Genomic DNA, 23,585 nt, shown 5'->3' on the forward strand with positions numbered 1-23,585 from the left:
GAACCCAGAAAATGTACCAATACAACGACTTCGACGCCGCCTTTATCGCGGAACGCAACCGCCAGTTCCGCGCGCAGGTCGAGCGCCGCATCGCGGGCAACCTGACCGAGGATGAGTTTCGCCCCCTGCGCCTGATGAACGGGCTCTATCTGCAATTGCACGCCTATATGCTGCGGGTGGCGATCCCCTACGGCTCGCTTGATCCCGCCAAACTGCGCCAACTGGCCTATCTGGCCGAGCGGTGGGACAAGGGCTATGGCCATTTCACCACCCGCACCAACATCCAGTATAACTGGCCGCAACTGCGCGATGTGCCCGACATGCTCGATGCGCTGGCAGAGGTGGGGATGCACGCCATCCAGACCTCTGGCAACACCATCCGCAACGTGACGTCGGACCATTTCGCAGGTGCCGCCGCGGATGAGATCGAAGACCCGCGCCCCGTGGCCGAACTCGTGCGCCAATGGTCCACCGATCACCCCGAATTCCAGTTCCTGCCGCGTAAATTCAAGATCGCTGTCATCGCCTCCGACACCGACCGCGCCGTGATGAAGAGCCATGACATCGGCCTGAAAATCATCGAGCGCGACGGGGTTCGCGGCTTTGAGGTCTGGGTTGGCGGCGGCATGGGCCGCACGCCGATGGTGGCCAAGCTCTTGCGCGATTTCCTGCCGCGCGCAGACCTGCTGCCCTATCTGGAATCGGTGCTGGCCACCTATAATCGCATCGGTCGCCGCGACAACAAATACAAGGCGCGCATCAAGATCACCGTGCACGAAAACGGCCTCGATGAAATCCGCGCGCTGGTCGAGGAGGAATTCCCCCGCCGCCGCGCCGCCTTTTCGGGTGTCGATCAAGACTGGCTCGCGCGCATCAACGCGGCCTTTGTCACACCCACCCTGTCCGAGCGCGACGCGGCCCCCTATTACGCTGCCCGCGATGCCGATCCGGTGTTCCGCGCTTGGGCCGATACCAATGTGACGCCGCACAAGCACGCCGATCACGGCATCGTCACCATCAGCCTCAAGGCGCATGGCGAAACACCGGGCGACGCCTCTGCCGATCAGATGCGCCTCGTGGCCGATCTGGCAGAGCGGTATGGTCACAACGACATCCGCGCCAGCCACGCGCAGAACCTCGTGCTGCCGCATGTCGCCCTGGCCGATATTCCGGCCGTTCACGCCGCGCTCAAAACTCTGGGCCTTGCCACCGGCAATATTGGCCTCGCCTCGGATATCATCGCCTGCCCCGGCATGGATTACTGCGCGCTGGCAACTGCCCGCTCGATCCCTGTGGCCCAAGGTATCGCCACCCGTCTCGAAGAGCTCAAGATCGAGCATGAGGTGGGCCATCTTCAGATCAAGATTTCCGGCTGCATCAACGCCTGCGGACATCACCATGTCGGCCATATCGGCATCCTTGGCCTCGACCGTGCGGGGGTGGAGAACTATCAGATCACCCTCGGCGGCGATCCGTCCGAGACCACCGTCATCGGCACCCGCACCGGACCGGGCTTTGCCTATGACGAGATTGTGCCCGCCATCGAGCGTCTGATCTTCGCCTATCTCGACCTGCGCGAAGGACCGGAAGAGACCTTCCTCGAAACCTACAACCGCCTCGGGATGGCCCCTTTCAAATCCGCGCTCTACGACCAAGAGGCCCGCGCCCATGCCGCAGAGTGACCTGACATTACGGGTTCACGCGCTCAACGACCGATACCGCCATCACTCGGCGGTGTCGGTGCTTGAACACGCGTTGCGCGATCCTCAGGCGGGCAAGCTGGCGCTTGTCTCGAGTTTTGGCGCGGAATCCGTGGTGCTCTTGCACATGGTCTCTGTCACCCGCCGCGACACGCCGGTGATCTTCATCGACACGGCGATGCTCTTTGCCGAAACGCTGGTCTATCAACAGGAACTGGCCGAGCGGCTCAACCTGAGCGACCTGCGCATCATCCGCGCGGACGCGGGCGATCTGAGGGCCCAGGACCCCGACGCAACCCTGCATCAACGCGATACCGATGCCTGCTGCGCCCTGCGCAAATCCGCGCCGCTGCAAGCTGCGCTGAACGGCTTTGACGGCTGGATCACCGGCCGCAAACGCTATCAATCCGGCACCCGCGCCGCGCTCGACTTCTTCGAGGTCGAGGAGGAAACAAGCCGGATCAAGGTCAATCCGCTGGCGCATTGGACGCCCGAGGATATCCGCACCTATATGGACGAAAACCGCCTGCCCCGGCATCCGCTGGTGGCGCGCGGCTATCCCTCCATCGGCTGCATGCCCTGCACCACGCCCGTCAAACCGGGCGAAGATCCCCGATCAGGCCGCTGGCGCGATCAGGACAAAACCGAATGTGGCATCCATTTTGTCAACGGCAAGATGGTGCGAAGAGGAGTTTCCGCATGACCGTACTCGTCACCGACCGGGGCTTTGGCCCCGACGACTGGACCGCCCCCATCACCCCCTTGGCCGAGGCGGGCCCCGAGGCGACCGCCCTTGATCTGCCCAATGACACCAACCCCGCCACGCTGGCCGGGCGGCTGGACGGCATCGCGTTCATTCGCGTCGATTTCCCCTCCGCCGCTGACGGGCGCGGCTATTCCATCGCGCGGCAATTGCGCCTGATGGGCTATACCGGGCGGTTGCGCGCGCGCGGCCATGTCATCGCCGATCAATACGCGATGGCGCGCCGCTCCGGCTTTGACGAGGTGGAAATCTCTGACGCCCTCGCCACCCGTCAGCCCGAGGCGGATTGGCTCTTTCGGGCCGATTGGCAGGCGCATGACTATCAGGCGCGGCTGCGCGGCTGATTAACGCCTTCACCTGACTTGAATCAAAGATTAAGAAAGGATGTCGGTTTAAACGACCGGCAGATGTCCCCATGAATGAGATGACCGCCGTGACCCAAGCGAGCGCCAAAGCGCCTAAAACCCTTGCGATCCCCGATGCACAGACCGTGACAGAGGTGAAACACTGGACCGACCGGCTGTTTTCGTTCCGCGTGACCCGGCCGGCAAGCCTGCGCTTTCGCTCCGGTGAATTCGTGATGATCGGCCTCATGCAGACCGACGAGAAAACCGGCCGCGAAAAGCCGCTCCTGCGCGCCTATTCCATCGCCTCGCCCTCTTGGGATGACGAGTTGGAATTCTACTCGATCAAGGTTCAGGACGGCCCGCTCACCAGCCGCCTGCAACATATCAAACCCGGCGACGAAATCATCCTGCGTCCCAAACCCGTGGGCACGCTGGTGCATGACGCGCTCTTGCCAGGCAAACGGATCTGGTTCTTTGCCACCGGCACCGGCTTTGCGCCCTTTGCATCGCTCCTGCGCGATCCGCAGACCTATAGCGATTATGACGAGGTGATCATCACCCACACCTGCCGGGAAGTGGGCGAATTGCAATATGGTGCCGAGTTGATCGAGAGCATCCGCAAAGACGAGATGCTGGCCGAACTCATCGGCGAAGGCTTTGCCGACAAGCTGCGCTATTACCCGACCACCACACGCGAGGCGAGCCCCAAGATGGGCCGCATCACCGATCTCATGCGCTCGGGCGAAGTCTTTGCCGATTTGGGCGTGGCACCTTTGACTCCCGAAACCGACCGCGCCATGGTCTGCGGCAACCTCGCCTTCAACCTTGAAATCAAGGACATGCTCGAAGGCTACGGGCTGCGCGAAGGGGCCAATTCCGACCCCAAGGAATATGTCGTGGAAAAGGCGTTTCTGGACTGAGAATCCCAACCCTCAGAAATAAAAAAAACCGCGCAAGGCCAAAACCTTGCGCGGGTTTCCTCATGTAATCTCAGGGCTCAGTAGCCAAGCGCCGCACGCGCCGCCTCAAGGGCTGCTTTCAGCAACTCGGGATTGTTCTGCGCCGCCTTGACGCCTTCCAGCACCATAGTCTTTTCCAGCGCACCCATATCAGACCCTTCGATCAGGGTCTGAACTTCGGCCATGTCAAAGCCCTCGACCGTCAGCGCCTCGGGGGCCACCTCAGCCGCTGTCGCAGGCTGATCGACCGCCGCCGAAACCGCATCCGCGGCCGCTTCGCTGGCGGTGTCCTGCGCCGCTGTCGCCGCCTCGCTCGCACTTTCCGTTGCCGCTGTTGCCGCCTCGGTGGCGGCTGCCTCGGCTTCGGTCACGGCCTCTTGCGTGGATTGAACCGCCGCATCGGCGCTCTCTTGCGCGGCCCCTGCGGCCTCGGTGGCGGTCTCGGTCGTGGCCTCAACCGCTGCGCCTGCGGCCTCGGTGGCCTCGGTCGCGGTTCCCGTCACAGATTGCGTGGCGCTCTCGACCACCTCTGCCGCAGCTTCCCCTGCTTGGGTCGCGGTCTCTGCCACAGCCTCTGCCGCGTTGCCTGCCGCCTCGACCGTGGCCTCCACGGCCTCGGCTGCGGTATCCGCCGCTGCCTCTGCCGCATCGCCCACCGCTGCCGCCGCATCCTCCAGTGCCGCCGGAGCCTCGACCTCGGTCGCACCGGGGCTCACACTCTCGACCACCTCATCCACCGACTTGCCGGAAAAGAGCAGATACCCACCCCCCAGCACAACCGCCGCCACGAGAATCCAAATCAGGTTTTTCATACTCATCTCCTCAAAACTGTCCGGACCGCGCGCTCGTCGCGCCGCCCTTTTGCATCTCCCTTCCAGATGTGGGCATAAAAGGAAAGGCGCAAGGGGGAATTGACCGGCTTTCGGCTCAGATCAGCCGATTTGCAGCTTGAAAGCGCGCCGCGCCGCGTTTACCTTGCAGCGTCGAATTGAACCTACCCTAACAACGATCGAAGGAACAAAGCCATAGCCCGCAGACCCCATAACGCGCCCCCTCCGCGCGACACTGGCCCCCGTATCAACGACCGCATTCGCTGTGATGAAATCCGCCTGATCGGCGCAGATGGCGAAAACGTCGGGGTTGTTACCCCGCAACGTGCGATGGAAATGGCCGAAGAGGCAGGTCTTGATCTGGTCGAGATCTCGCCAAGCGCCACGCCGCCGGTCTGCAAGATCATGGATTTCGGAAAGTACAAATACGAGCAGCAGAAACGCGAGGCCGAGGCCCGCAAGAAGCAGCACATCATCGAGATCAAGGAAATCAAGTTCCGCCCCGGCACCGACACGCATGACTATGACGTCAAGATGCGCAGTGTCGTGAAATTCCTGCAAGGCGGCGACAAGGTCAAGATCACCCTGCGCTTCCGTGGCCGCGAGATGGCGCATCTGGACTTGGGCCGCCAGCTTCTCGAACGGATCGCCGAAGACATCAAGGAAGTGGGCCGGGTCGAGAATATGCCCAAGATGGAAGGTCGCCAGATGATCATGGTGATCGGACCGGGCCCCAAGTAACCAAGGCCGGTTTCTGGACCATCAAAGCCCCGGACCATCGGTCCGGGGTTTCGTGTTTCGCTTGCACCCCCGGACCAGTCGCGTAAGGTATGGCGCCTGCATCAGACCGGAGCCACCATGCCCCTTTACGAATACAAGGTCCTGCCCGCCCCCACCCGTGGCCGCAAGGCCCCCGGCGTCAAGACCCCCGAGGCGCGCTTTGCCCTTGGCGTCGAGGATTTGCTCAACGACATGGGGCGCGCAGGCTGGGAATACCTGCGCACCGATATCCTGCCCAGCGAAGAGCGGCAGGGCCTGACCTCGACCCATACCGTCTATCGCTCTGTCGCGGTCTTTCGCCGCGAGGTGGTGATCCCCGGCACGACACAGACCACCGCCACCGATACAGCGCCCGACACCGCCCCCCTGACGCCGCGATCACCGGATGTGATCGAGACCGACTAACCACCGCTCGCCCTCGTGCAGAGGCCCGCTGTCAAGCCCCGAATAGCCGCCCCGACACGGAATATTTTACCCCCCGCCCCTTCAATTCCCCGCGTTTTGGCATACACTCTCGTCTCCGACTCGCAAAGGTTAGCCCCATGTCCAAATCAGATCCCTTCGGTTTCGATATGTCCGTCTCCTCGGCCAAGAAGAAGAATCCGCGCGGTCGGCGGGGCATGTCGGGCGCTTCCGAGACCTCGACCCGCGTCTGCGATCACGAGGGCTGCGAAGAGGCGGGCAAATATCGCGCGCCCAAGGCCCCCGATGTGCTTGATGATTACTTCTGGTTCTGCCAGCAGCATGTGCGCGATTATAACCTGAAATGGAATTTCTTTGACGGCACCACCGAGGCCGAATTGAACGCGCAGCTTTCCAAGGACAAGGTGTGGGAGCGTGAAACCCGCCGCATCACCGACCCCGAGGCGCGGGCTTGGGCGCGTCTGGGCATCGAAGACCCGCATCAGGTGCTGGGCGTCAACGCCACTCAGAACCCCGGCAAGAAAAAGGGCGGCACCCGCAAACTGCCCCCCACCGAACGCCGCGCCATCGAAATTCTCGAGGCCGAGGATACCTGGACCAAGGCCGAATTGCGCAAGGCTTATAAATCGCTGATCAAGGTTCTGCACCCCGACATCAACGGTGGCGACCGCAGTCAGGAAGAGCAACTGCAACAGGTCGTCTGGGCCTGGGAGCAGATCAAGGAAAGCCGCAACTTCAAATAAGGTCGCGAGGTCAGAGGTAGCGCCCCTCACCCCGCCTCTTGCGTCACGTCATGGCCATAGAGCCAATCAAACTGCCGCAGCATCCGGTCGGGTGCCAACGCCCCCCCGGCCCGCAGCACGCCATGCGCCGCCCAGCGGAGCGGCGGAAAACTCAGATGGTATTTCCACGCATTGCGATTGGCCGCTTCGACCACCCGCCGCACCCGCGCCTCGCGCCGCCCCTGATAGGCCGCCAGCCCCTCGGCAAGGCCCTCTGAAGCACTCAGCGCATCGACCAGCACCCACGCATCCTCCAGCGCCATCGACGCCCCCTGCGCCATGAAGGGCAAGGTGGGATGTGCCGCATCGCCCAAGAGCGCCAGCCCGTCCCGCTGCCAGACCCGCGCCACCGGATGCCGGAAGAGCCCCCAGAGATGCACCTCCTCGACCGCCGCCAGCATCTCCTGCACCTCTGGCCCGAAATCGCCAAAGGCCGCGCGCAGCGCCATCGGATCATCCCTCTGGCTCCAGCTTTCCTCGGTCCAGGCGGCGCGCTCTTGCACCGCCACCAGATTGAGCAACGTGCCGCCGCGCAACGGATAGCTCACCACATGGCGCATCGGCCCCATATGCACCTGCGCCTCGGGGCCGCGCGCCCATTGATTGGGCACCACCGCCCGCCACGCCACCTGCCGGGTAAAGAACGGCGCCAGCGTCCCGTTGAGCGCGCGCCGCACCACCGAATGAAGCCCATCCGCCCCGATCACCAAATCCGCATCAAACCGCGAGTCATTGGCCATCCGAACGCACGGGCGCACGCCGCCCGTCACCGCGCTCACCTTCTGCATCAGGCGCAGCTTGACGCCGACCTCGCGCGCGCCCTCTGCCAGCACCTCGATCAGGTCCGCGCGGTGGATGAAATGATAGTCGCGGTCCTGTAGTCCGCTCAGGTCCAGCCGCAGCACCTCGCCCCGCCGGTAATCGCGCAGGCTGACCGCCTCGGCCTGCACCGAGCGCGCCGCAAGCGTTGGCCCAAGCCCAAGCGCGCGCAGCACGGCAAAGCCATTGGGGCTGATCTGCAACCCGGCCCCTACCTCGGAAATCTCGGGGGCCTGTTCCAAGAGCGTCACATCGGCACCGCGCAGGCAGAGCGCACGCGCCACAGCCAGCCCGCCAATTCCGGCCCCGATGACCGCGATGTTCAGCCCATCCAGTGTCATGGCACCCCTCTTGATACGAAACGCGCCGGGAGGAAAGTCCCGGCGCGTGCTGTCGTGTTAATTTCGCTATTGAGTCTCGGCCTCAATCGTCGCGATGCACCTTTTCGCGCCGCTCGTGGCGCTCCTGCGCCTCCAGCGTCATGGTGGCGATGGGCCGCGCGTCCAGCCGCTTGAGGCTGATGGGCTCGCCCGTCATTTCGCAATAGCCAAACTCGCCATCCTCGATCCGCCGCAAGGCAGCGTCGATCTTTCCCACCAGCTTGCGCTGACGGTCGCGCGTGCGCAGCTCCAGCGCGCGGTCGGTCTCTTCGCTGGCCCGGTCGGCCACGTCGGGAATGGCCCGCGTGCCATCCTGCAATCCTTCAATCGTCTCCCGGCTGCCCTCCAGCAACTCCAACCGCCAGGCAATCAGCTTGCGCCGGAAATACTCCAGCTGCCGCTCGTTCATGAACGGCTCATCCTCGGCGGGTTGGTAGTCTTCGGGCAGAAACACTTCCGCTTTCATCTCGATCCCCTCATCAAGGCCAGTGTCTGGCATAATGAACTCCTCAGACAGTCGGCGCCCCATGCGCGGTCATCTACACGCCACATTCAGGATTGTCACTAGCCAATCACGCGGCATTGATGTGAATTGTCGAACGGTCTAGGTTGCCCGCGAACACAGCGCCGCTGACCCCTGACAGGATTGAAAAACCGATGAAATTCCAAGGCACCGAGGCCTATGTCGCCACCGAAGACCTGACCGTCGCGGTCAATGCCGCCGTGACGTTGGAACGCCCCCTTCTGGTCAAGGGCGAACCGGGCACAGGCAAGACCGAACTGGCCCGGCAGGTGGCGGGCGCGCTTGGGTTGCGGCTCATCGAATGGAATATCAAGTCCACCACCAAGGCGCAACAAGGCCTCTATGAATACGATGCCGTCAGCCGCCTGCGCGACAGCCAGTTGGGCGAGGCACGGGTGCATGACGTGGGCAATTACATCAAACGCGGCAAGCTCTGGGAGGCGTTCGCGTCCGATGAAAAGGTCGTGCTTCTGATCGACGAGATCGACAAGGCCGACATCGAGTTTCCCAATGACCTGCTTCAGGAACTCGACCGCATGGAATTCCACGTCTACGAGACCGGCGAGACCATCCGTGCCCGCCACCGTCCCGTCATCATCATCACCTCGAACAATGAAAAGGAACTGCCCGACGCCTTTCTGCGCCGCTGTTTCTTTCACTATATCCGCTTTCCCGATCCCGAAACCCTGCGGCGCATCGTCGAAGTGCATCATCCCGGCATCAAGGACGCGCTCCTGTCGACCGCCCTCACCCAGTTTTTCGAGATCCGCGAGCAACCGGGGCTCAAGAAAAAGCCCTCCACCTCCGAGGTGCTGGACTGGCTCAAACTGATCCTCGCCGAGGATCTGACACCCGAGGATCTGCGCCGCGACGGGGCCGATGCTCTGCCGAAACTGCACGGCGCTTTGCTCAAGAACGAACAGGATGTGCATCTCTTTGAGCGTCTGGCCTTCATGGCCCGCCGTCAGAGATAAAGTTCACAATGGATAAACCACTGTTATAAAACGAAATTCAACCATGGCCTGTGCCCTGTTCCGTGCTAAGATGCAATTGCCACAATTTTGCCGCAAATGCTCCTTACGCGGGACAGGATGAAAATGAATTCTACCCCCGACCCGGCAAAGGCCGTGGCAGGGAAACGCTGCGCAGGGCCGATGGGTCTTGCACGCCCCCGGCCCGCCCCCGTCGGCGACTGGACCCGCGCCACAGCGGCGGCGGGCTCCTTGGTTTCGATTTAGGTTACGGGGGTCTTATGCGTCGTGTCATCCTGCCGATCTGCCTGATGCTGGGGGCCTGTGTGCCCGGCAATTACAGCTATCACGAACCGGCCAGCCGCGCCGCCATGCCCGAAGAAACCGGCATGCCGCCGATGAAGGCATTTTCCGCGCCCCGCCCCCTGCCGCCAGCGCGCTCGAACCGCGACATCCAGCGCGACATCCTCGATCTGGGCTTTCAGCTTGAATCAGGTCGGATGCTGCAACAGTTCTCGCGATTCGAGGGGCCCATTACCCTGCGCGTGACCGGCGAGCCGCCGATCACCCTGATCTCGGACCTCAACCGCCTATTGCACCGCCTGCAAACCGAGGCGGGGATCAACATCACCCGCGTCTCCGACGGCCCCGCGAATATCACCATCGAGGCCGTCAGCCGCGACGCCATTCAGCGCAGCCTGCCCAAGGCCGCCTGTTTCGTCGTGCCCAATATCTCGCGTCTGTCGCAATACCGCGCCGCCCGCAATTCCCGCGCGACGGATTGGAGCCAGCTTCGCCAACGCGAGAAAATCGCCATCTTCGTGCCCAATGACACCAGCCCGCAAGAAGTGCGCGATTGCCTGCACGAGGAATTGGCGCAGGCCCTTGGCCCCCTCAACGACCTTTACCGCCTCTCGGACAGCGTGTTCAACGATGACAACGTGCATGCCGTGCTGACCGGGTTCGACATGCTGGTGCTCAAGGTGTTCTACGCCCCCGAATTGCGCGCGGGCATGTCCCGCCGCGAGGTGGAAGAGCGTCTGCCCGCCATCCTCTCGCGCCTCAATCCCGCCGGGGATGGGCTTGCGCCCCGCTTTGCCGGCTCGACGCCCCGCGCGTGGATCGACGCCATCCAAACGGCCCTTGGGCCGGGGGCCCGCCCGATGGAGAGGCGCGCCGCCGCCACGGACGCCGTGCGCATCGCGCAGGCCGTGGGCTGGACCGATCATCGCCGCGCCTTCAGCCATTTCGCCCTTGGCCGGATCACCCAGGCCTCTGATCCCGATTTCGCGCAGGATCAATTCGTCCTTGCCGAACGCTTCTACGAGGCCAACCCCGGCACCGAATTGCACCGCGCCTTTGCTGCCGCCCAACTGGCCGCCTATGCCATCTCGCAGGGGCGCGGCGAGGATGCGCTGATGCTCATCAGCCCGCATCTGGCCACGGCAGAGCGCGCCGAAAACGCGGCCCTCTTGGCCACGCTGATGATGCTGCGCGCCGAGGCGCTCGATCTCTCGGGTCGCGTGTCCGAGGCACAGGCCGTCAGGCTGGACAGTCTGGGCTGGGCGCGTTACGGGTATGGCGCGGATTGGGCCGTGCGTGCCAAACTGCGCGAAGTTGGCGCGCTCAGCCCGCTCAAAGGACCGAACGGGTAAGGCATGATCGTAATCATCGGGGCACTACTGGGCGCGCTCACCGGCGCGCTCCTGGCACGGCGGCGCAAGGGCAAGCTGGCAGATATTCTGCAATACGCCTTTGTTTTCGCGCTTATTTTCGCCCTCCTTGGTCTCTTCGCGACACTGATCATCCACCGCAGCGCGCTCTGATCCGCGATGTTCCTGCCGTTCTTCGAGAACCTCAGACGCGCGGGCCTGCCGGTCAGTTTGCGCGAATACCTGACCTTTCTCGAGGCGATGGGGCGCGGCCTTGTCACCTATGACGTCGAGGGGTTCTATTACCTCGCCCGCACCGCCATGGTCAAAGACGAGCGCCATATCGACCGCTTCGATCAGGCCTTTTCCGCCAGCTTTTCCGGGCTCGAGGCGATCACCGCCCAAGACGTGCTCGACGCCGTCGACCTGCCCGCCGAATGGCTGCAAAAACTCGCCGAAAAACATCTGACGGCGCAAGAGCGCGCCGAAATCGAGGCCCTTGGTGGCTTCGACAAGCTGATGGAAACCCTGCGCGAGCGCCTCAAGGACCAGCAAGGCCGCCATCAGGGTGGCTCGAAATGGATTGGCACCGCCGGCACCTCGCCCTTTGGCGCCTATGGCTACAACCCCGAAGGTGTCAGGATTGGCCAAGACCAGAGCCGCCACCGCCGCGCGGTCAAGGTCTGGGACAAGCGTGAATTCCGCAATCTCGACGACTCGGTCGAACTTGGCACCCGCAACATCAAGGTGGCGCTCAAACGCCTGCGAAAATGGGCGCGCGACGGGGCGGCCGAAGAACTCGATCTCGACGGCACCATCCGCGCCACCGCCGAACACGGTTATCTCGACGTGCAAACCCGGCCAGAGCGGCGCAATGCGGTCAAGGTGCTGCTCTTTCTCGATGTCGGCGGCTCGATGGACCCGCATATCAAGGTGGTGGAAGAGCTGTTCAGCGCCGCCCGCGCCGAATTCAAACATCTCGAATATTACTACTTCCACAACTGCCTGTATGAGGGCGTCTGGCGCGACAATTCCCGCCGTTGGAATGCCCAAACCCCGACGCAGGACGTCTTGCGCACCTATGGCCCGGATTACAAATGCATCTTCGTGGGCGATGCCAGCATGTCGCCTTATGAAATTGCCTTTCCCGGTGGCGCCAATGAACATTGGAACGCCGAAGCCGGGCAAGTCTGGCTCTCCCGCGCCCGGAGCCAATGGCCACATCACCTCTGGATCAACCCGGTGCCGCGCGCCGAGTGGGACTATACCCAGTCCATCGCCATGATCCGCGAGATTTTCGAGGATCGCATGGTGCCCATGACCCTCGCAGGGCTCGATCAAGGCATGCGCACGCTTCTGCGTTAAGTCTCGATCGCAACCAGCCCCCGCGCGCACATCTGCCCCAAGAGGTCCGACAGATCATCGGCAATTGTCTCTTGCGGCGTGCCCAGAAACACCTCCGCCAGCACATCGGCAATCTCATGGCCGCGACACGGCTCTTGCAAGAGCGCCCAGACCGCCCCCGCCACCGGGTTGAGGCGAAAGAAATTGCGCCCCGCCATCTGCCAGAGAAACACATCCTGCCCAATCTCGCGCGCGCTCACCTCTGCGGCGCGACAAAACACCTGCGCCAGATCAACCGGCACCGCCGGGGCCTCGACCGGCTCAGGCGGCAGCACCGGACCAATCTGCACGCGGCGCCCCGGCAGCGTCGGCGCGGCACAAAGATCACTCACCAGGCGCACCGCCTCCTCCAGATCACTGTAAACCAGCGTCGCACAGAAGAGCCGCGCGCCAAGGGCCGCCAGCCGGTCATAATGCGCCTCGGTCTCGCCCGGATCGGCGATGTTCTGGCGGATCATATGCGCCACCGCATCCGCCACCCGCATCCGGTGCAGCCGCGCCGGCCCCGACGCCTCGCGCCGCAGCACGATCAATCCGGCCAGAGGCGCCCGCGTGCCCAGACCCGCCTGCCCGTCAGCGCGCACATAGCCATAGCGCCGGTCTTGGACCGTCAAATGCGCCGCAACATGCGCACGAAACGCGGCCACGACCCCCTCGGGCAAGGGCAGGCGCAACCGCGGCTGAATCCCAAGTGCCACCCCCTGCCCGTCCGGCAGAACCGGCAGCACATCATCGCAGAAAAGCCGCACACCCGGCTCTGCCGCCAGCCGTGTGACCAGCGTCGTCTTGCCCGCGCGGAACGGCCCGGTAAAGGCCAGAAGATGCCCGCCCACCTCGACCGCCCCACAATGCAGGCCAATCATCTCGGGGCGCGCATCGCAATAGCTCTGCACCAGATCGGCCACCACGCCACAGGTCGCCCCGGCCAGCCCCAGATCGGTCAGGGGCGCGTTAGACCACCACGACTGATAGGCATAGCGCCCCGGCTCTTCTTGCGTCACCCGCGTGACCGGCCCCGCCTCTGAGGGTGTCCCCGAAACCTGCCGGACGCCCCAGCCCGGCATCACCTCTGCCAATGCCCCGGCCACCGCCTCGGCCCCGCTCAGCACCACTTCCTGTGGCACGGGGTCGAATCGCATGAGGCCCTGCGCCGCGTCCGGTGACGCCCGCAGACGGCCTACGATCTGTTTCACCGAGTGCAACATGGCGTGTCTCTCACTGCAACCGCCCCAGATTGTCCAGCGTGCCGATGATCTGATCGACCACCTGCCCCGTGGTCACAGGCCGATAGCGGCCCCGGCCCGATGGCCCCGATCCATAAGAGCCCCGGCTAGACCCGCGCTCGTAATAATACCCATTGCGGTAATACCCGCCGCCCGAGCCGCGCGATCCGCGTGATCCTCGCGATCCACGTCCGCTCGCCTCCGAGGCATGTGCCGCCCCCAGATGCAGCATCACAGGCGCCACATAGGCCAGCCCGCTCGCCAGCCCCAACCGGGCCAGCATCCGCCGCCGCGTCAGCTTGGTGTCATCTTGTGCCATATCCATCTCCTTCACTTGTCTTGCCAGCAGGGCACGAGCGCCCCCAGGCGTGTTCTGCCGTAAAACCTAGGCCTCCCGCCCGCAAAATCCCGATTGGCGCTCTCTTGCGCGGGCTTTTGCCGATCTGGCCTCAGGGCATGAAAGGCGCACATTCGGGATCACAGCGCCCCGCGCCATGATCCCGCGCCGGTCTCAGCGCCCCGAAGGTCCGGAACTGTTGCTCGACCCGCGTCCCGAAGGACCGGACCCGCGCCCATTGCCAGCCCCGCCACCAGAGCCGCCGGGGCCCGACCCGCCGCCGCCCGAGGCACCGCCGCCCGAACCGCCGCCGCCATCGCCGCCGCCACCGTCACCACCCGCACCCGAGGCATGCGCCGCCCCCAGATGCATCATCACCGGAGCCACATAGGCCAGCCCGCTTGCCAGCCCGAACCGGGCCAGCAACCGTCGCCGCGTCAGCGGTGTGTCATTGTCCTGTGTCATGGTTTTCTCCTCTCGTGATCCACGCCCCACCCAAGGGACGGACAAGAGAGAAACGCCGCAGCGCGGGGATTATTCCCCACACCCGGCAAAAATTTCAGCCCGCAATCAGGCCGCGCCCAGCGCCTTGGCCAATCGCGGCAGCTTTGCCTTTTTCAAGAGTGCTCGCATCTCCCACGTGCCCGTGGACAGCGCCCGCGCCTTTTCCAGCACGCCCTCGGCCACCCCGGCCACCAGCCCCGGTTGTGCCTGCCAGATGCCATGCAGGAACCCATCCGGATCGGCCCGCCACAGCCCTTCTTCGGCCAGCGTGTGACGCGGGAAATCGCGGGCGTTCAGTGTGAGGATACCATCGGCAGACCCGGCAATCGCTGCCGCCAGCACGTGCCGATCCGCCGGATCAGGCAGCCACAACCGCGCCTCCAACGACGGTGGATAGCTCACACGCGCCCGCGGCCAGCGCGCGTTCATCAGCGCCGCCTCGCCCGCCGCCTGCGCCTCGGCCCCCGGTCCCAGCTTGACCACCGCGCGCAGCCATTCAGCCAGAATCCGCTCCGACCAGAGCGGCTCGAATGCGCCCTCTGCCGCGACCCCCAGAATCATCTCCCGCATCACCGTGGGATAGATCACGCAGGTATCCAGCAGCACCTTCATAGGCGATAGAACAGCGCCTTGAGATACCCTGATTCCGCCAGATTGGGGTGCAGCGGATGATCCGGCCCGGCAAATCCGGTGTGGATCAACGGCCCCGACCGCCCAGCGCGCCCGATCCCGCGCGTGCAGGCCGCGCGAAACTTGCTCAGATCCGCCGCGTGCGAACAGGAACAAAGCCCGAGATATCCCCCCGGTACCACCAGCGGCGTCGCCAGCCGCGCCACCCGCTCATAGGCGCGCAGCCCCTTTTCCATCGCCTGCTTGCTCGGCGCAAAGGCGGGCGGATCGCAGATCACCACGTCGAATTGCGCGCCCTCGGCGGCCAGCGCCTCCATCACGTCGAACGCATCGCCGCGCCGCGTCTCGAACCGCTCGGCCAGCCCCATGCGCGCCGCGCCTTGCGCCGCAAGGCTCAACGCCGGTTCCGATCCATCGACCGCCAACGCATGCTTTGCCCCCGCCGCCAAGGCCGCCAGAGAAAACCCGCCGACATGGCTGAACATATCAAGCACCCGCGCGCCATTCGCCAACCGCGCCGCAAAGGCGTGATTGGGGCGTTGGTCATAGAAAAGCCCGGTCTTTTGCCCACCCAACAGATCAGCCATGTAAATGGCCCCGTTCATCGGCACCGGCAGCGGCCCCTCGGGCGCCACACCCGCCAGAACCGCGCTCTGATCGTCGAGCCCTTCCAGACCCCGCGCCCGGCCGCCAGCGTTCTTGAGCACGGTGCCCACGCCCGTCACCTCTTGGACCGCCGACACCAGATCGCCCAGCATCGCCTCGGCCCAGGCCGCATTGGGCTGAATGACCGCAATATCGTCAAACCGGTCGATCACCACACCGGGCAACCCATCGGCTTCGGCATGCACCAGCCGGTAATAGGGCGCGTCATGCAGCCGCGTCCGCATCTCATGGGCACGGGTCAGACGCGCCAAGAGCCAGGCGCGGTCAATGGCCACGTTCACATCGCGCTCCATCATCCGCGCCATGATCTTCGAGGCCATGTTGACCGCCACCAACCCCAGAGGCGCGCGGTCGGCATCCTCCAAGAGGGCGATGGTGCCCGCCGCCAGCGCCTTGGTGCGCCGGTCGGTCACGATTTCATTATCGAATACCCAAGGCGCACCATGACGGATGGCGCGCGGCTCGACATTCGGGCGGAGGCGGATCACAGGATAAGGGGGCGGTGTCATACCGCCCCCTTACGCCGATTACAGCCCATGGAAAAGATCAGATTTACTGGCTCACGCTCAGCGCCGCGACCAGATCAGCCGCAGGGCGCGCAGGCAGCCCCAATTCGCCCCGGATTACTTGCGCCAGATGGTCGGTAATCCGCACCTTCTGGGTCTGGCCACGCCGCTCTGCGTCAATCGCCGCCTGCCCACCATAGGCCTTGAAGCTGGCCTTGACCGGTCTTGCCGGACCATAGGGCGCGCCCGTCTCAGGGTTGCGCAGGGTCACGTTGAAATGGATCGAATGCATGCCGCCGATGGTATAGCGCGCCTTTTCGCTCAGCGCGTGAAACCGCGTCACTTGGACATCGAGCACCGCAGGCATCCCGCCCGGCACACCGTCTGCCACGCCGCGCGTCAGCCCGGCCTCGACAATCGCCTTGACCTGCGCATGGCGATCCCCCGGACCATCCTCGCGCCAGACGATATCGCCCATGGGATAATAGCTATTGGCCTCCGAGACCTTGAGCGATTTGGGCACCGTGACCCGAATCTCCTGCACATCCAGCGGCACTGCAGCGGCGCGCAAGGCAGGCGCCTCAAGCGGCGCGTTTCGGGTTGCCGTATCGACGCTGCCACAGGCCGACAGGCCCAAACCCAACATCGCCACAGCGATCACTCTCAAATAGCTCATGTCTTCCTCCATGGGCTGTGCTTCTTTTCGCACCCTATGGATGACGCCCGATTAGGGCGCATTTTAGACAATCTCGGAGTATTACGGTGTCATTCACCACCAAGACGGGAATTCCGCCCCGGCAAAACACGCGAGATCAGGGCTGCCCCCCGGTATCGCGGGGTCGGGATCGCCATCCCCCCCGCCTGCGCGCCGGGGCGGCAGTTACCATGCCCTCTCGCAAAACCCGCGTCATCGGATGCTCCGGGTGATCACCGCCGTAGCGCGCGACCATCTCGGCAATCGCCCCCTGCACCTCCTGCCCCACCGGCAGCGACAGCGCCCAGTCGAGGAACACCGACCGGCACTCCGGCTCGGTAATGCCTTCGATTCGGTAGGATTCGTAGATCAACCCCTTAGGGTCCATGGGATCACGCGTCATCTCTCACCGTCCCTTGGGCAGGCGCATCAGCGCCGCATCCATCACCTGCGCCGCGCGTTGGCACAGTGTTTCCAGCCGCTCTTGCAACATCACCAGCCCCTCCTGCCCGGTCTCGCGCAGCAAAAACGCGGCACCACCTTCGCCCATGCGCTCGGGCTCGAGTGGTTTGTCGCTGATCAACCGCGCCACCATCTGCACCCGCCAGCAAAGCGCATAAGCCTCGGACAGCGCTGCGCCATCCCCGTCACTCAGCCACCCGATTGCGACACCGCCCGCGATCCCCGCGCGCACATCGCGCGCCGCTTGCCCCGCCATCAGATTGCCCGCCTGCGACACCAGCTCCAATTCCAAGAGCCGCCCCGGTCCCAGCTTGGCATCCCATGGCCCGGCCGGTGCCTTGGCGCTTGCCACCCGCGCGCGCATCTCGGCCACCGCCTCGAGCACGTCCTCGGGCGCGCCCTTTTCGACGATCAAGCGCTCGCGGAACGCCTCCACATCGCGCGCCAACGCCGCCTCGCCGGTGATCACCCGCGCCCGCGTCAGCGCCAGATGCTCCCAGGTCCAGGCCTCCTCCAGCTGATAGCTCTGGAAACTCGGCCAACTTGTCGCCACCGGCCCCTGATTGCCCGACGGGCGCAGCCGCATATCGACCTCGTAAAGCCGCCCCTCGGCCATCGGGGCTGTCAACGCCGTGATCATCGCCTGCGTGAGGCGCGCATAATAGGGCCGCGCGGCCAAGGGCCTGCGCCCGTCCGAGCTTTCGGCCTCGCCCGCGTCATAGATCACAATCAGGTCAAGGTCAGACCCGGCATTGAGCCGCCCAGCGCCCAGCGATCCCATGCCCAGCACCACAGCGCCGCGTCCCGGCGGCGCGCCATGCTTTTCGGTAAATTGCGCCAGAACCATCGGCCAGACGCCCGCAATCGCCGCCCCCGCCAGATCGGCATATTGCGCCGCCGCCCGGTCGGCCCCCGTCAGCCCGCGCAGATGATGCACCCCGATGCGGAAATGCCACTCCTTGCGCCATCGCCGCGCGGCATCCAGCGCGCGCTCGTAGTCAGACTCCGCCGCCATCCGCGCCACGAGGTCCGCCTCGAGCGCCGCCTGCCCCGGCCAGTCGGCAAAGAAATCGCCCGCGATCACCGCGTCAAACACCCCCGCATTGCGCGACAGATGCGCCGCCAGCGCAGGGGCCGTGCCGACAATATCAACCAAGAGGTCGATCAACTGCGGATTGGCCTCAAAGAGCGAGAATACCTGCACCCCGGCCGGCAATCCCGCCAGAAACCCGTCAAAGGCCACAAGCGCCTCATTGGGATGCGCGGTGCGCGCCAGCCGCCCCAGAATATCCGGCTTCAGCCGCTTGAAAATCTGCACCGCCCGGTCAGACCGCAGCGCCGGATAACTCGGCCAGCGGGCAATCACATCACCATTCAGCGCCTCGGCCGCCTCGGGCGTCGCAGGTGCCTCTTCGGGGCGGAAAAACCCTTCGATCAGATCATGCACCTCGGTCAGCCGCGCCTTGATCTCGGCCCGCAACTCGCCCGTGTCGCGGCCCATAAAGGCCGCCAGCCGATCAAACTCCTCTGCCGAATTGGGCAGTAAATGCGTCTGCGCATCGCGCAGCATCTGCACCCGGTGTTCGACCTCGCGGTGAAAGCGGTAATGCCCGGTCAGCGTCTCGGCCGCCGACGGCGGCACCCAGCCCTTATCCGCCAGCCGCGCCAGCCCCGCGACCGTGCCGCGCACCCGCAGATCGGCATCGCGCCCGCCCGCAATCAACTGCCGGGTCTGGGTGAAAAATTCGATCTCGCGAATCCCCCCCCGCCCCAGCTTCATGTTATGCCCTTCAAGGCAGAGCGCACCGCCCAGCCCCTTATGCTCGCGTATCGCCAGCCGCATGTTATGGGCATCCTCGATGGCCGCAAAATCCAGATGCTTGCGCCAGACAAAGGGCTTGAGCGTGCGCAAGAACCGCTCTCCCGCCGCGATATCCCCCGCACAGGGCCGCGCCTTGATATAGGCCGCCCGCTCCCATGTGCGCCCGAGACTCTCATAATAGGTCTCTGCCGCCGCCATCGCCATGCAAACGGGCGTGACCCCCGAATCCGGGCGCAACCGCAGATCGGTGCGAAACACATAGCCCTCGGCGGTGCGGTCGTTCAGCATCGCCGACATCTTGCGCGTGGCGCGCACATAGGCGGCGCGCGCCTCGTGGAAATCCTCCCGCGCCAGCCGCGTTTCGTCAAAAAGGCAGATAAGGTCGATATCAGAGCTGTAATTCAGCTCATGCGCGCCCATCTTGCCCATCGCCAGCACCACCATCCCGGCACCCGTGGCAATATCCGCCTCGCTCATCCCCGGCAGCTTGCCGCGCTTGATCTCTGCCGCCAGCGCCGCTTTCAGCGCCAGATCGCAGGCCAGATCGGCAAACTCCGTCAGATGCCCCGTGACCTCTTCCAGCGGCCAGACGCCGCCCAGATCGGCCAGCCCGGTGATCAACGCCACCCGCCGCTTGCCCTCGCGCAGCGCAGACCCCAGCCGATCTGCCGGGGTTTCCCTCAACGCCGCAAAGAGCACCGCCAAGGCCCCCTCGGGATCGTCCAACGCGCCCGGCAGCCACCCCGCCTCTTGCAGGATCAGCGATTTCAGAAACGGGCTGCACCCCGCCGCCCCCGCCACCAGATCGGACAGCTTGGGGTCAAGCCCGGCCACCGCGGCACGCGCCTCCTCTCCCTCAGCAGGATCAAAGGCTCGTGGCAGGCGGGTCAGGCGATTGTGAAAACTCATGGTCCGAGTGATACAAGCCGCGCAAGGCTGGTCAATGCCCCACGCGCCTGAAATACTGTGAAAAAACCCGGAGAAGATCATGAGCAAGAGCCTCAGACGTGTGACCATGGCCCTGCACGCAGCAGGGCTCGACATCACCCCCGTTGAAATCGGCGACGCCACAACGGCGCAAATGGCGGCTGATCTCGTGGGCTGCGACATCGCGCAAATCGCCAAATCCATCATGTTTCGCGGCGAGACGCGCGGCGCGGCGCTGCTCTTTGTCACCTCCGGCGCAAACCGTGTCGACGATAGCCGCGCTTCGACGCTGGCAGGCGAACCCTTGGGCAAGGCCGATGCCGCCCTGATCCGCGCGCAAACCGGCTTTGCCATCGGTGGTGTGGCCCCTCTGGGCCATCTCACCCCGCCGCGCGCCTTCTTTGATCCGCATCTACTGACCTTTCCCACGGTCTGGGCCGCCGCTGGCACGCCCCGGCACCTCTTCGGCATTGATCCCGCGCGCCTCTTGCAGATTTCCGGGGCCACCCTCGCGGAATTCACCGCCTGAACCCTTGCAATGCCCGCCCGCACCCCCAACCTTGAGGGCGCAACAAGGACAATGATCATGACCGATACAAGCTGGCACCTGCCCAATCCCGACACCCAGCCAGAGTTTTACACCGATGTGCCGCTCAAGCGGCTGTTGGCCTTTGTCGTCGATACGGTCGTGATCATCGGCCTCAGCCTTGCCATCGTGCCCTTTACCGCCTTCACCGGCATTTTCTTCTTTCCCATCCTGATGACCGTGGTGGGCTTTGCCTACCGCGTCGTGACCCTCGCGCGCGGCTCGGCCACATGGGGCATGCGCCTCACCGCCATCGAATTCCGCGACGCGCAGGGCGCACGCTTTGACCTCTCTCAGGCGTTCTTGCACACGCTGGGCTTTACCATCTCGCTGACCATCCCGATCCTTCAGGTCCTCTCGATCGTGCTCATGCTCACCGGCGAGCGCGCGCAGGGCCTCACCGACCGGGTGATGGGATGCGTCGCGATCAACCGGCGCGCGGCCATGTAACGCCCCCGTGACAAGCCTCTTGGCGGGGCGCTTTTTCGTTGTTATCGTCCGCCGAGGAGAGAGATCGGATCACCATGCGGCATACCCTTCCCATAGCACCCCAGTTCTACGTGACGGCGCCGCAGCCCTGCCCCTATCTGCCGGGCCGGATGGAGCGCAAGCTTTTTACGGCCCTTCAGGGCGAAGGTGCGCAACGCCTCAATGACGGGTTGTCGAAACAGGGCTTCCGCCGCTCGCAAAACGTGCTTTACCGCCCCTCCTGCGCCGATTGCGCCGCCTGTCTTTCGGCCCGCATCAACGTGGCCGACTTTACCCCCTCCAAGGGCCAGCGCCGCACGATCCGCCGCAACGTGGGCCTCAAGCGCCGCGCCACCTCGCCTTGGGCCACCGAGGAACAATACAGCCTCTTCCGCCGCTATCTCGAAAGCCGCCACGCCACCGGCGGCATGGCCGATATGGACACATTCGAGTTCGCCGCCATGGTCGAGGAAACGCCCATCCGCACCCGCGTCGTGGAATATACCGACGCCGATACCGGCACGCTGATCGCCGTCTGCCTCACCGATATTCTCGATGACGGGGTCAGCATGGTCTATTCCTTCTACGACCCCGAATGCACCAGCGCATCGCTCGGCACCTATGTGATCCTCGATCACATCGCCATCGCGCGCGAGAATGGTCTGCCGTATGTCTATCTGGGCTATTGGGTGCCCGGCAGCCCCAAGATGGGCTACAAGGCCGGCTTTTCCGGGCTCGAAGTCTATGTCGGCAACTGCTGGCAGAAAATGCGCGACCCCGAAGACTTCCGCTCTCAGGCGCATCCGCTGGTCAACGATCCGATTTCCGAACAGGTGGCCAATATCTCGCTGCCCGACGGCCGCCCGCTCCGCGCCCGCTCGCTCTAAGGTCTGGCTGACTGACGTTCGCCGCTTGCAATCAGCCGCGCGGTCGCTGGGCCGGGGACGAGCGAGGCAACAGCCGTAGCTGCCACTTTATGCCAGCCAAGTCCGCGTGTCCTCACAGATAGGTGCTCCCTTGCAGCACACTTCGCGCAGTGAGTATTCCCCTAGCACCCCGCGTTAACCCGCCGGACAGCCCCGGATATCCACCGCATCGCCCGTGCTCAGGATCGTAAGGCGGAGCCCGCTGCGGTCGAGCATGAAGCCGCGCCCCTCGCCGTGGAAAATCTCGGCTTCAGCGCGCAGCCGGTTGCCCTGCCGCACACTCTCGGCCTGCGTGACCCAGAGCGCCGGATTGCCGGTCTCGACCACAACCATCTCTTTTGATCCCATCGCCGCCACATCGACCTCGGCCACCAGATGCACGCCGCCGCCCGCAATGGGCGACACCTTGCACACCACCCGCCCCACACCGGCCTCGGCCTGAGTATAGGGCCGCGCCGCCAATGCGGCGGCAATCTGCGGATCAGGCCTGTGCTCGGACACCTCCAGCGCCTGCGACACAGTCACCGACACCGGCACGCAAATATCGCTGCACACCCCGATTTCCATATCCACGCTCAGCGTGATCGGTTGGCCTGCGCGCTCGGGCGTCAGGCGCACGGGCAACACCAGAACATGCTCATAGCCGATGGTGCGCATGCCATTGGTCACAGTCTGCTTGGGGGTCGGCCATTCGATCTCGGCCCGCGCCAGATTGCGCGATCCGCGCCAATCGAACTGCGGCGGAATCCCCGCCTCGCCTGGCGCGCGCCAATAGGTTTTCCACCCGTCCGCCAACTCGAATTTCAGCGCCGCCACATGGCTGCCATCGGCCATCTGCCAGCCCGGCAGGATGCTGACCGACACCATATCCTCCTGCGCTCTTGCCCCCGAAACGGGCAAGAGAACCGAGAGAACCGCCAGAAAAAGGATGCGCCAGACCTGTATCATGCCGCTGACATGGGGCATTGCGCACCGATTGCCAACTCACAATCCGGCGAGAATTCTTGCGAATGGGTGAAGAGATGGCTTGCACCCCCGGCCCGCTCCCCCCATTTTCAAGTCAGAACAGCACAGGGACCGCCCGTGACCGAAATCAGCCAAGATATGGATCTGACTGGCAAATTGCTCATCGCCATGCCCGGCATGGGGGATCCGCGCTTTGCCCATTCGGTCGTGCTTCTGTGTGCCCATTCGCCCGATGGCGCGATGGGGCTGATCATCAACAAACCGACCAGCGATCTTCGGCTGCGTGACCTGCTTGAACAACTTTCGATTGCACCAACCGGCCAGACCCGCAATCTACCAGTGCATTTCGGCGGTCCGGTCGAGCATGGGCGCGGATTCGTGCTGCATGACCGGGGCTATCAATCGACCCTCACCTCGCTTGACGTCAACGCCGATTTCGCCATGACCGCCACCCTCGACATCCTCGAGGATCTGGCCCGTGGCACCGGCCCTGAACGCGCCCTGCTGGCGCTCGGCTATGCCGGATGGGGGCCGG

27 protein-coding genes are annotated in these 23,585 nt (G+C 64.5%); 15 read left to right on the top strand and 12 right to left on the bottom strand.

Translation table 11 applies throughout. The annotated features are described in order from the left end of the window. The first annotated feature begins 11 nt into the window (after positions 1 to 11). The 4 genes from KBT70_RS02895 (at position 12) to KBT70_RS02910 (ending at position 3,730) form a co-directional block, all read left to right on the top strand. Entirely contained in the window at positions 12 to 1,682 is a 1,671-nt protein-coding gene (locus KBT70_RS02895) for a nitrite/sulfite reductase (RefSeq protein WP_296628569.1), read from the top strand. Further along, entirely contained in the window at positions 1,669 to 2,403 is a 735-nt protein-coding gene (locus tag KBT70_RS02900; RefSeq protein ID WP_296628571.1) for a phosphoadenylyl-sulfate reductase, read from the top strand. Before KBT70_RS02895 ends, KBT70_RS02900 begins: the two co-directional genes overlap by 14 nt. Continuing rightward, positions 2,400 to 2,807: a DUF934 domain-containing protein gene (locus KBT70_RS02905; protein ID WP_296628575.1), complete on the top strand. Its 408-nt coding sequence runs from the start codon at positions 2,400 to 2,402 to the stop codon at positions 2,805 to 2,807. Before KBT70_RS02900 ends, KBT70_RS02905 begins: the two co-directional genes overlap by 4 nt. A gap of 71 nt (positions 2,808 to 2,878) precedes the next feature. Beyond that, complete coding sequence (locus KBT70_RS02910; RefSeq protein ID WP_296628579.1) at positions 2,879 to 3,730, top strand: ferredoxin--NADP reductase; 852 nt, start codon at positions 2,879 to 2,881, stop codon at positions 3,728 to 3,730. 77 nt (positions 3,731 to 3,807) lie between these two features. Here KBT70_RS02910 and KBT70_RS02915 read toward each other — a convergent pair whose 3' ends face one another. Beyond that, complete coding sequence (locus KBT70_RS02915; RefSeq protein WP_296628582.1) at positions 3,808 to 4,581, bottom strand: translation initiation factor 3; 774 nt, start codon at positions 4,579 to 4,581, stop codon at positions 3,808 to 3,810. Positions 4,582 to 4,794: 213 nt separating this feature from the next. Here KBT70_RS02915 and infC point away from each other — a divergent pair, with 213 nt between their 5' ends. The 3 genes from infC (at position 4,795) to KBT70_RS02930 (ending at position 6,545) form a co-directional block, all read left to right on the top strand. Continuing rightward, positions 4,795 to 5,340: a translation initiation factor IF-3 gene (infC, locus tag KBT70_RS02920; protein WP_363269983.1), complete on the top strand. Its 546-nt coding sequence runs from the start codon at positions 4,795 to 4,797 to the stop codon at positions 5,338 to 5,340. 117 nt (positions 5,341 to 5,457) lie between these two features. Next, positions 5,458 to 5,784 carry a hypothetical protein gene (locus KBT70_RS02925; RefSeq protein WP_296628584.1) on the top strand — a complete coding sequence of 109 codons (327 nt, stop codon included), beginning with the start codon at positions 5,458 to 5,460 and terminating at the stop codon, positions 5,782 to 5,784. Between the two features lie 137 nt (positions 5,785 to 5,921). After that, complete coding sequence (locus KBT70_RS02930; protein ID WP_296628587.1) at positions 5,922 to 6,545, top strand: J domain-containing protein; 624 nt, start codon at positions 5,922 to 5,924, stop codon at positions 6,543 to 6,545. Between the two features lie 26 nt (positions 6,546 to 6,571). Here KBT70_RS02930 and KBT70_RS02935 read toward each other — a convergent pair whose 3' ends face one another. After that, positions 6,572 to 7,744 (bottom strand): FAD-dependent monooxygenase, encoded by a 1,173-nt coding sequence (locus KBT70_RS02935; RefSeq protein ID WP_296628589.1) that lies wholly within the window; start codon positions 7,742 to 7,744, stop codon positions 6,572 to 6,574. A gap of 82 nt (positions 7,745 to 7,826) precedes the next feature. Then, positions 7,827 to 8,282, bottom strand: coding sequence for an RNA polymerase-binding protein DksA (gene dksA, locus KBT70_RS02940; protein WP_245875140.1), 456 nt, complete (start codon positions 8,280 to 8,282; stop codon positions 7,827 to 7,829). Positions 8,283 to 8,440: 158 nt separating this feature from the next. Between dksA and KBT70_RS02945 the strand changes: the two genes are divergently transcribed. The 4 genes from KBT70_RS02945 (at position 8,441) to KBT70_RS02960 (ending at position 12,294) form a co-directional block, all read left to right on the top strand. Continuing rightward, a complete protein-coding gene (locus KBT70_RS02945) occupies positions 8,441 to 9,280 on the top strand; it encodes a MoxR family ATPase (protein ID WP_296628595.1) in 840 nt (279 codons plus the stop codon). 278 nt (positions 9,281 to 9,558) lie between these two features. Continuing rightward, complete coding sequence (locus KBT70_RS02950) at positions 9,559 to 10,932, top strand: DUF2927 domain-containing protein (RefSeq protein ID WP_296628597.1); 1,374 nt, start codon at positions 9,559 to 9,561, stop codon at positions 10,930 to 10,932. A gap of 3 nt (positions 10,933 to 10,935) precedes the next feature. Continuing rightward, entirely contained in the window at positions 10,936 to 11,103 is a 168-nt protein-coding gene (locus KBT70_RS02955; RefSeq protein ID WP_296628598.1) for a hypothetical protein, read from the top strand. A gap of 6 nt (positions 11,104 to 11,109) precedes the next feature. Next, the gene (locus KBT70_RS02960; RefSeq protein WP_296628600.1) at positions 11,110 to 12,294 is read left to right on the top strand and encodes a VWA domain-containing protein; all 1,185 of its coding nucleotides are present in this window, start codon (positions 11,110 to 11,112) and stop codon (positions 12,292 to 12,294) included. On the opposite strand, the gene KBT70_RS02965 is transcribed toward KBT70_RS02960, so the two are convergent. From KBT70_RS02965 to KBT70_RS03000, 8 genes are all read right to left on the bottom strand, one after another. Further along, positions 12,291 to 13,538, bottom strand: coding sequence for a PqqD family peptide modification chaperone (locus tag KBT70_RS02965; protein ID WP_296628603.1), 1,248 nt, complete (start codon positions 13,536 to 13,538; stop codon positions 12,291 to 12,293). The genes KBT70_RS02960 and KBT70_RS02965 overlap by 4 nt on opposite strands. Positions 13,539 to 13,548: 10 nt before the next feature. After that, on the bottom strand, positions 13,549 to 13,875 hold the full coding sequence (locus KBT70_RS02970) for a hypothetical protein (RefSeq protein ID WP_296628605.1): 327 nt from the start codon (positions 13,873 to 13,875) through the stop codon (positions 13,549 to 13,551). Positions 13,876 to 14,067: 192 nt separating this feature from the next. Then, positions 14,068 to 14,358, bottom strand: a complete 291-nt coding sequence (locus tag KBT70_RS02975; RefSeq protein ID WP_296628607.1) for a hypothetical protein — start codon at positions 14,356 to 14,358, stop codon at positions 14,068 to 14,070. Between the two features lie 105 nt (positions 14,359 to 14,463). Then, positions 14,464 to 15,009 (bottom strand): RSP_2648 family PIN domain-containing protein, encoded by a 546-nt coding sequence (locus KBT70_RS02980; protein ID WP_296628610.1) that lies wholly within the window; start codon positions 15,007 to 15,009, stop codon positions 14,464 to 14,466. Beyond that, positions 15,006 to 16,202, bottom strand: a complete 1,197-nt coding sequence (locus KBT70_RS02985) for an RSP_2647 family RNA methyltransferase (RefSeq protein WP_296628611.1) — start codon at positions 16,200 to 16,202, stop codon at positions 15,006 to 15,008. The genes KBT70_RS02980 and KBT70_RS02985 overlap by 4 nt, the downstream gene beginning before the upstream one ends. 43 nt (positions 16,203 to 16,245) lie before the next feature. Then, positions 16,246 to 16,875, bottom strand: a complete 630-nt coding sequence (locus KBT70_RS02990) for a DUF6778 family protein (protein ID WP_296628613.1) — start codon at positions 16,873 to 16,875, stop codon at positions 16,246 to 16,248. Positions 16,876 to 17,011: 136 nt separating this feature from the next. Then, positions 17,012 to 17,296: a hypothetical protein gene (locus KBT70_RS02995; protein WP_296628615.1), complete on the bottom strand. Its 285-nt coding sequence runs from the start codon at positions 17,294 to 17,296 to the stop codon at positions 17,012 to 17,014. A 3-nt stretch (positions 17,297 to 17,299) separates the two neighbouring features. Continuing rightward, the gene (locus KBT70_RS03000; protein ID WP_296628617.1) at positions 17,300 to 20,086 is read right to left on the bottom strand and encodes a glutamine-synthetase adenylyltransferase; all 2,787 of its coding nucleotides are present in this window, start codon (positions 20,084 to 20,086) and stop codon (positions 17,300 to 17,302) included. A 79-nt stretch (positions 20,087 to 20,165) separates the two neighbouring features. Between KBT70_RS03000 and KBT70_RS03005 the strand changes: the two genes are divergently transcribed. The 3 genes from KBT70_RS03005 (at position 20,166) to KBT70_RS03015 (ending at position 22,045) form a co-directional block, all read left to right on the top strand. Continuing rightward, positions 20,166 to 20,633 (top strand): YbaK/EbsC family protein, encoded by a 468-nt coding sequence (locus KBT70_RS03005; RefSeq protein ID WP_296628619.1) that lies wholly within the window; start codon positions 20,166 to 20,168, stop codon positions 20,631 to 20,633. Positions 20,634 to 20,690: 57 nt separating this feature from the next. Further along, complete coding sequence (locus tag KBT70_RS03010; RefSeq protein ID WP_296628621.1) at positions 20,691 to 21,140, top strand: RDD family protein; 450 nt, start codon at positions 20,691 to 20,693, stop codon at positions 21,138 to 21,140. 74 nt (positions 21,141 to 21,214) lie between these two features. Then, entirely contained in the window at positions 21,215 to 22,045 is an 831-nt protein-coding gene (locus KBT70_RS03015) for an arginyltransferase (protein ID WP_296628623.1), read from the top strand. 174 nt (positions 22,046 to 22,219) lie between these two features. On the opposite strand, the gene KBT70_RS03020 is transcribed toward KBT70_RS03015, so the two are convergent. Continuing rightward, positions 22,220 to 23,050 (bottom strand): protein-disulfide reductase DsbD domain-containing protein, encoded by an 831-nt coding sequence (locus KBT70_RS03020; protein WP_296628626.1) that lies wholly within the window; start codon positions 23,048 to 23,050, stop codon positions 22,220 to 22,222. Between the two features lie 138 nt (positions 23,051 to 23,188). Here KBT70_RS03020 and KBT70_RS03025 point away from each other — a divergent pair. Beyond that, positions 23,189 to 23,585: YqgE/AlgH family protein (locus tag KBT70_RS03025; RefSeq protein WP_296628630.1), on the top strand; the 397-nt coding region annotated here is incomplete at its 3' end.

Source organism: Roseovarius sp. (genome assembly GCF_018066915.1).
Classification (GTDB): domain Bacteria; phylum Pseudomonadota; class Alphaproteobacteria; order Rhodobacterales; family Rhodobacteraceae; genus Roseovarius.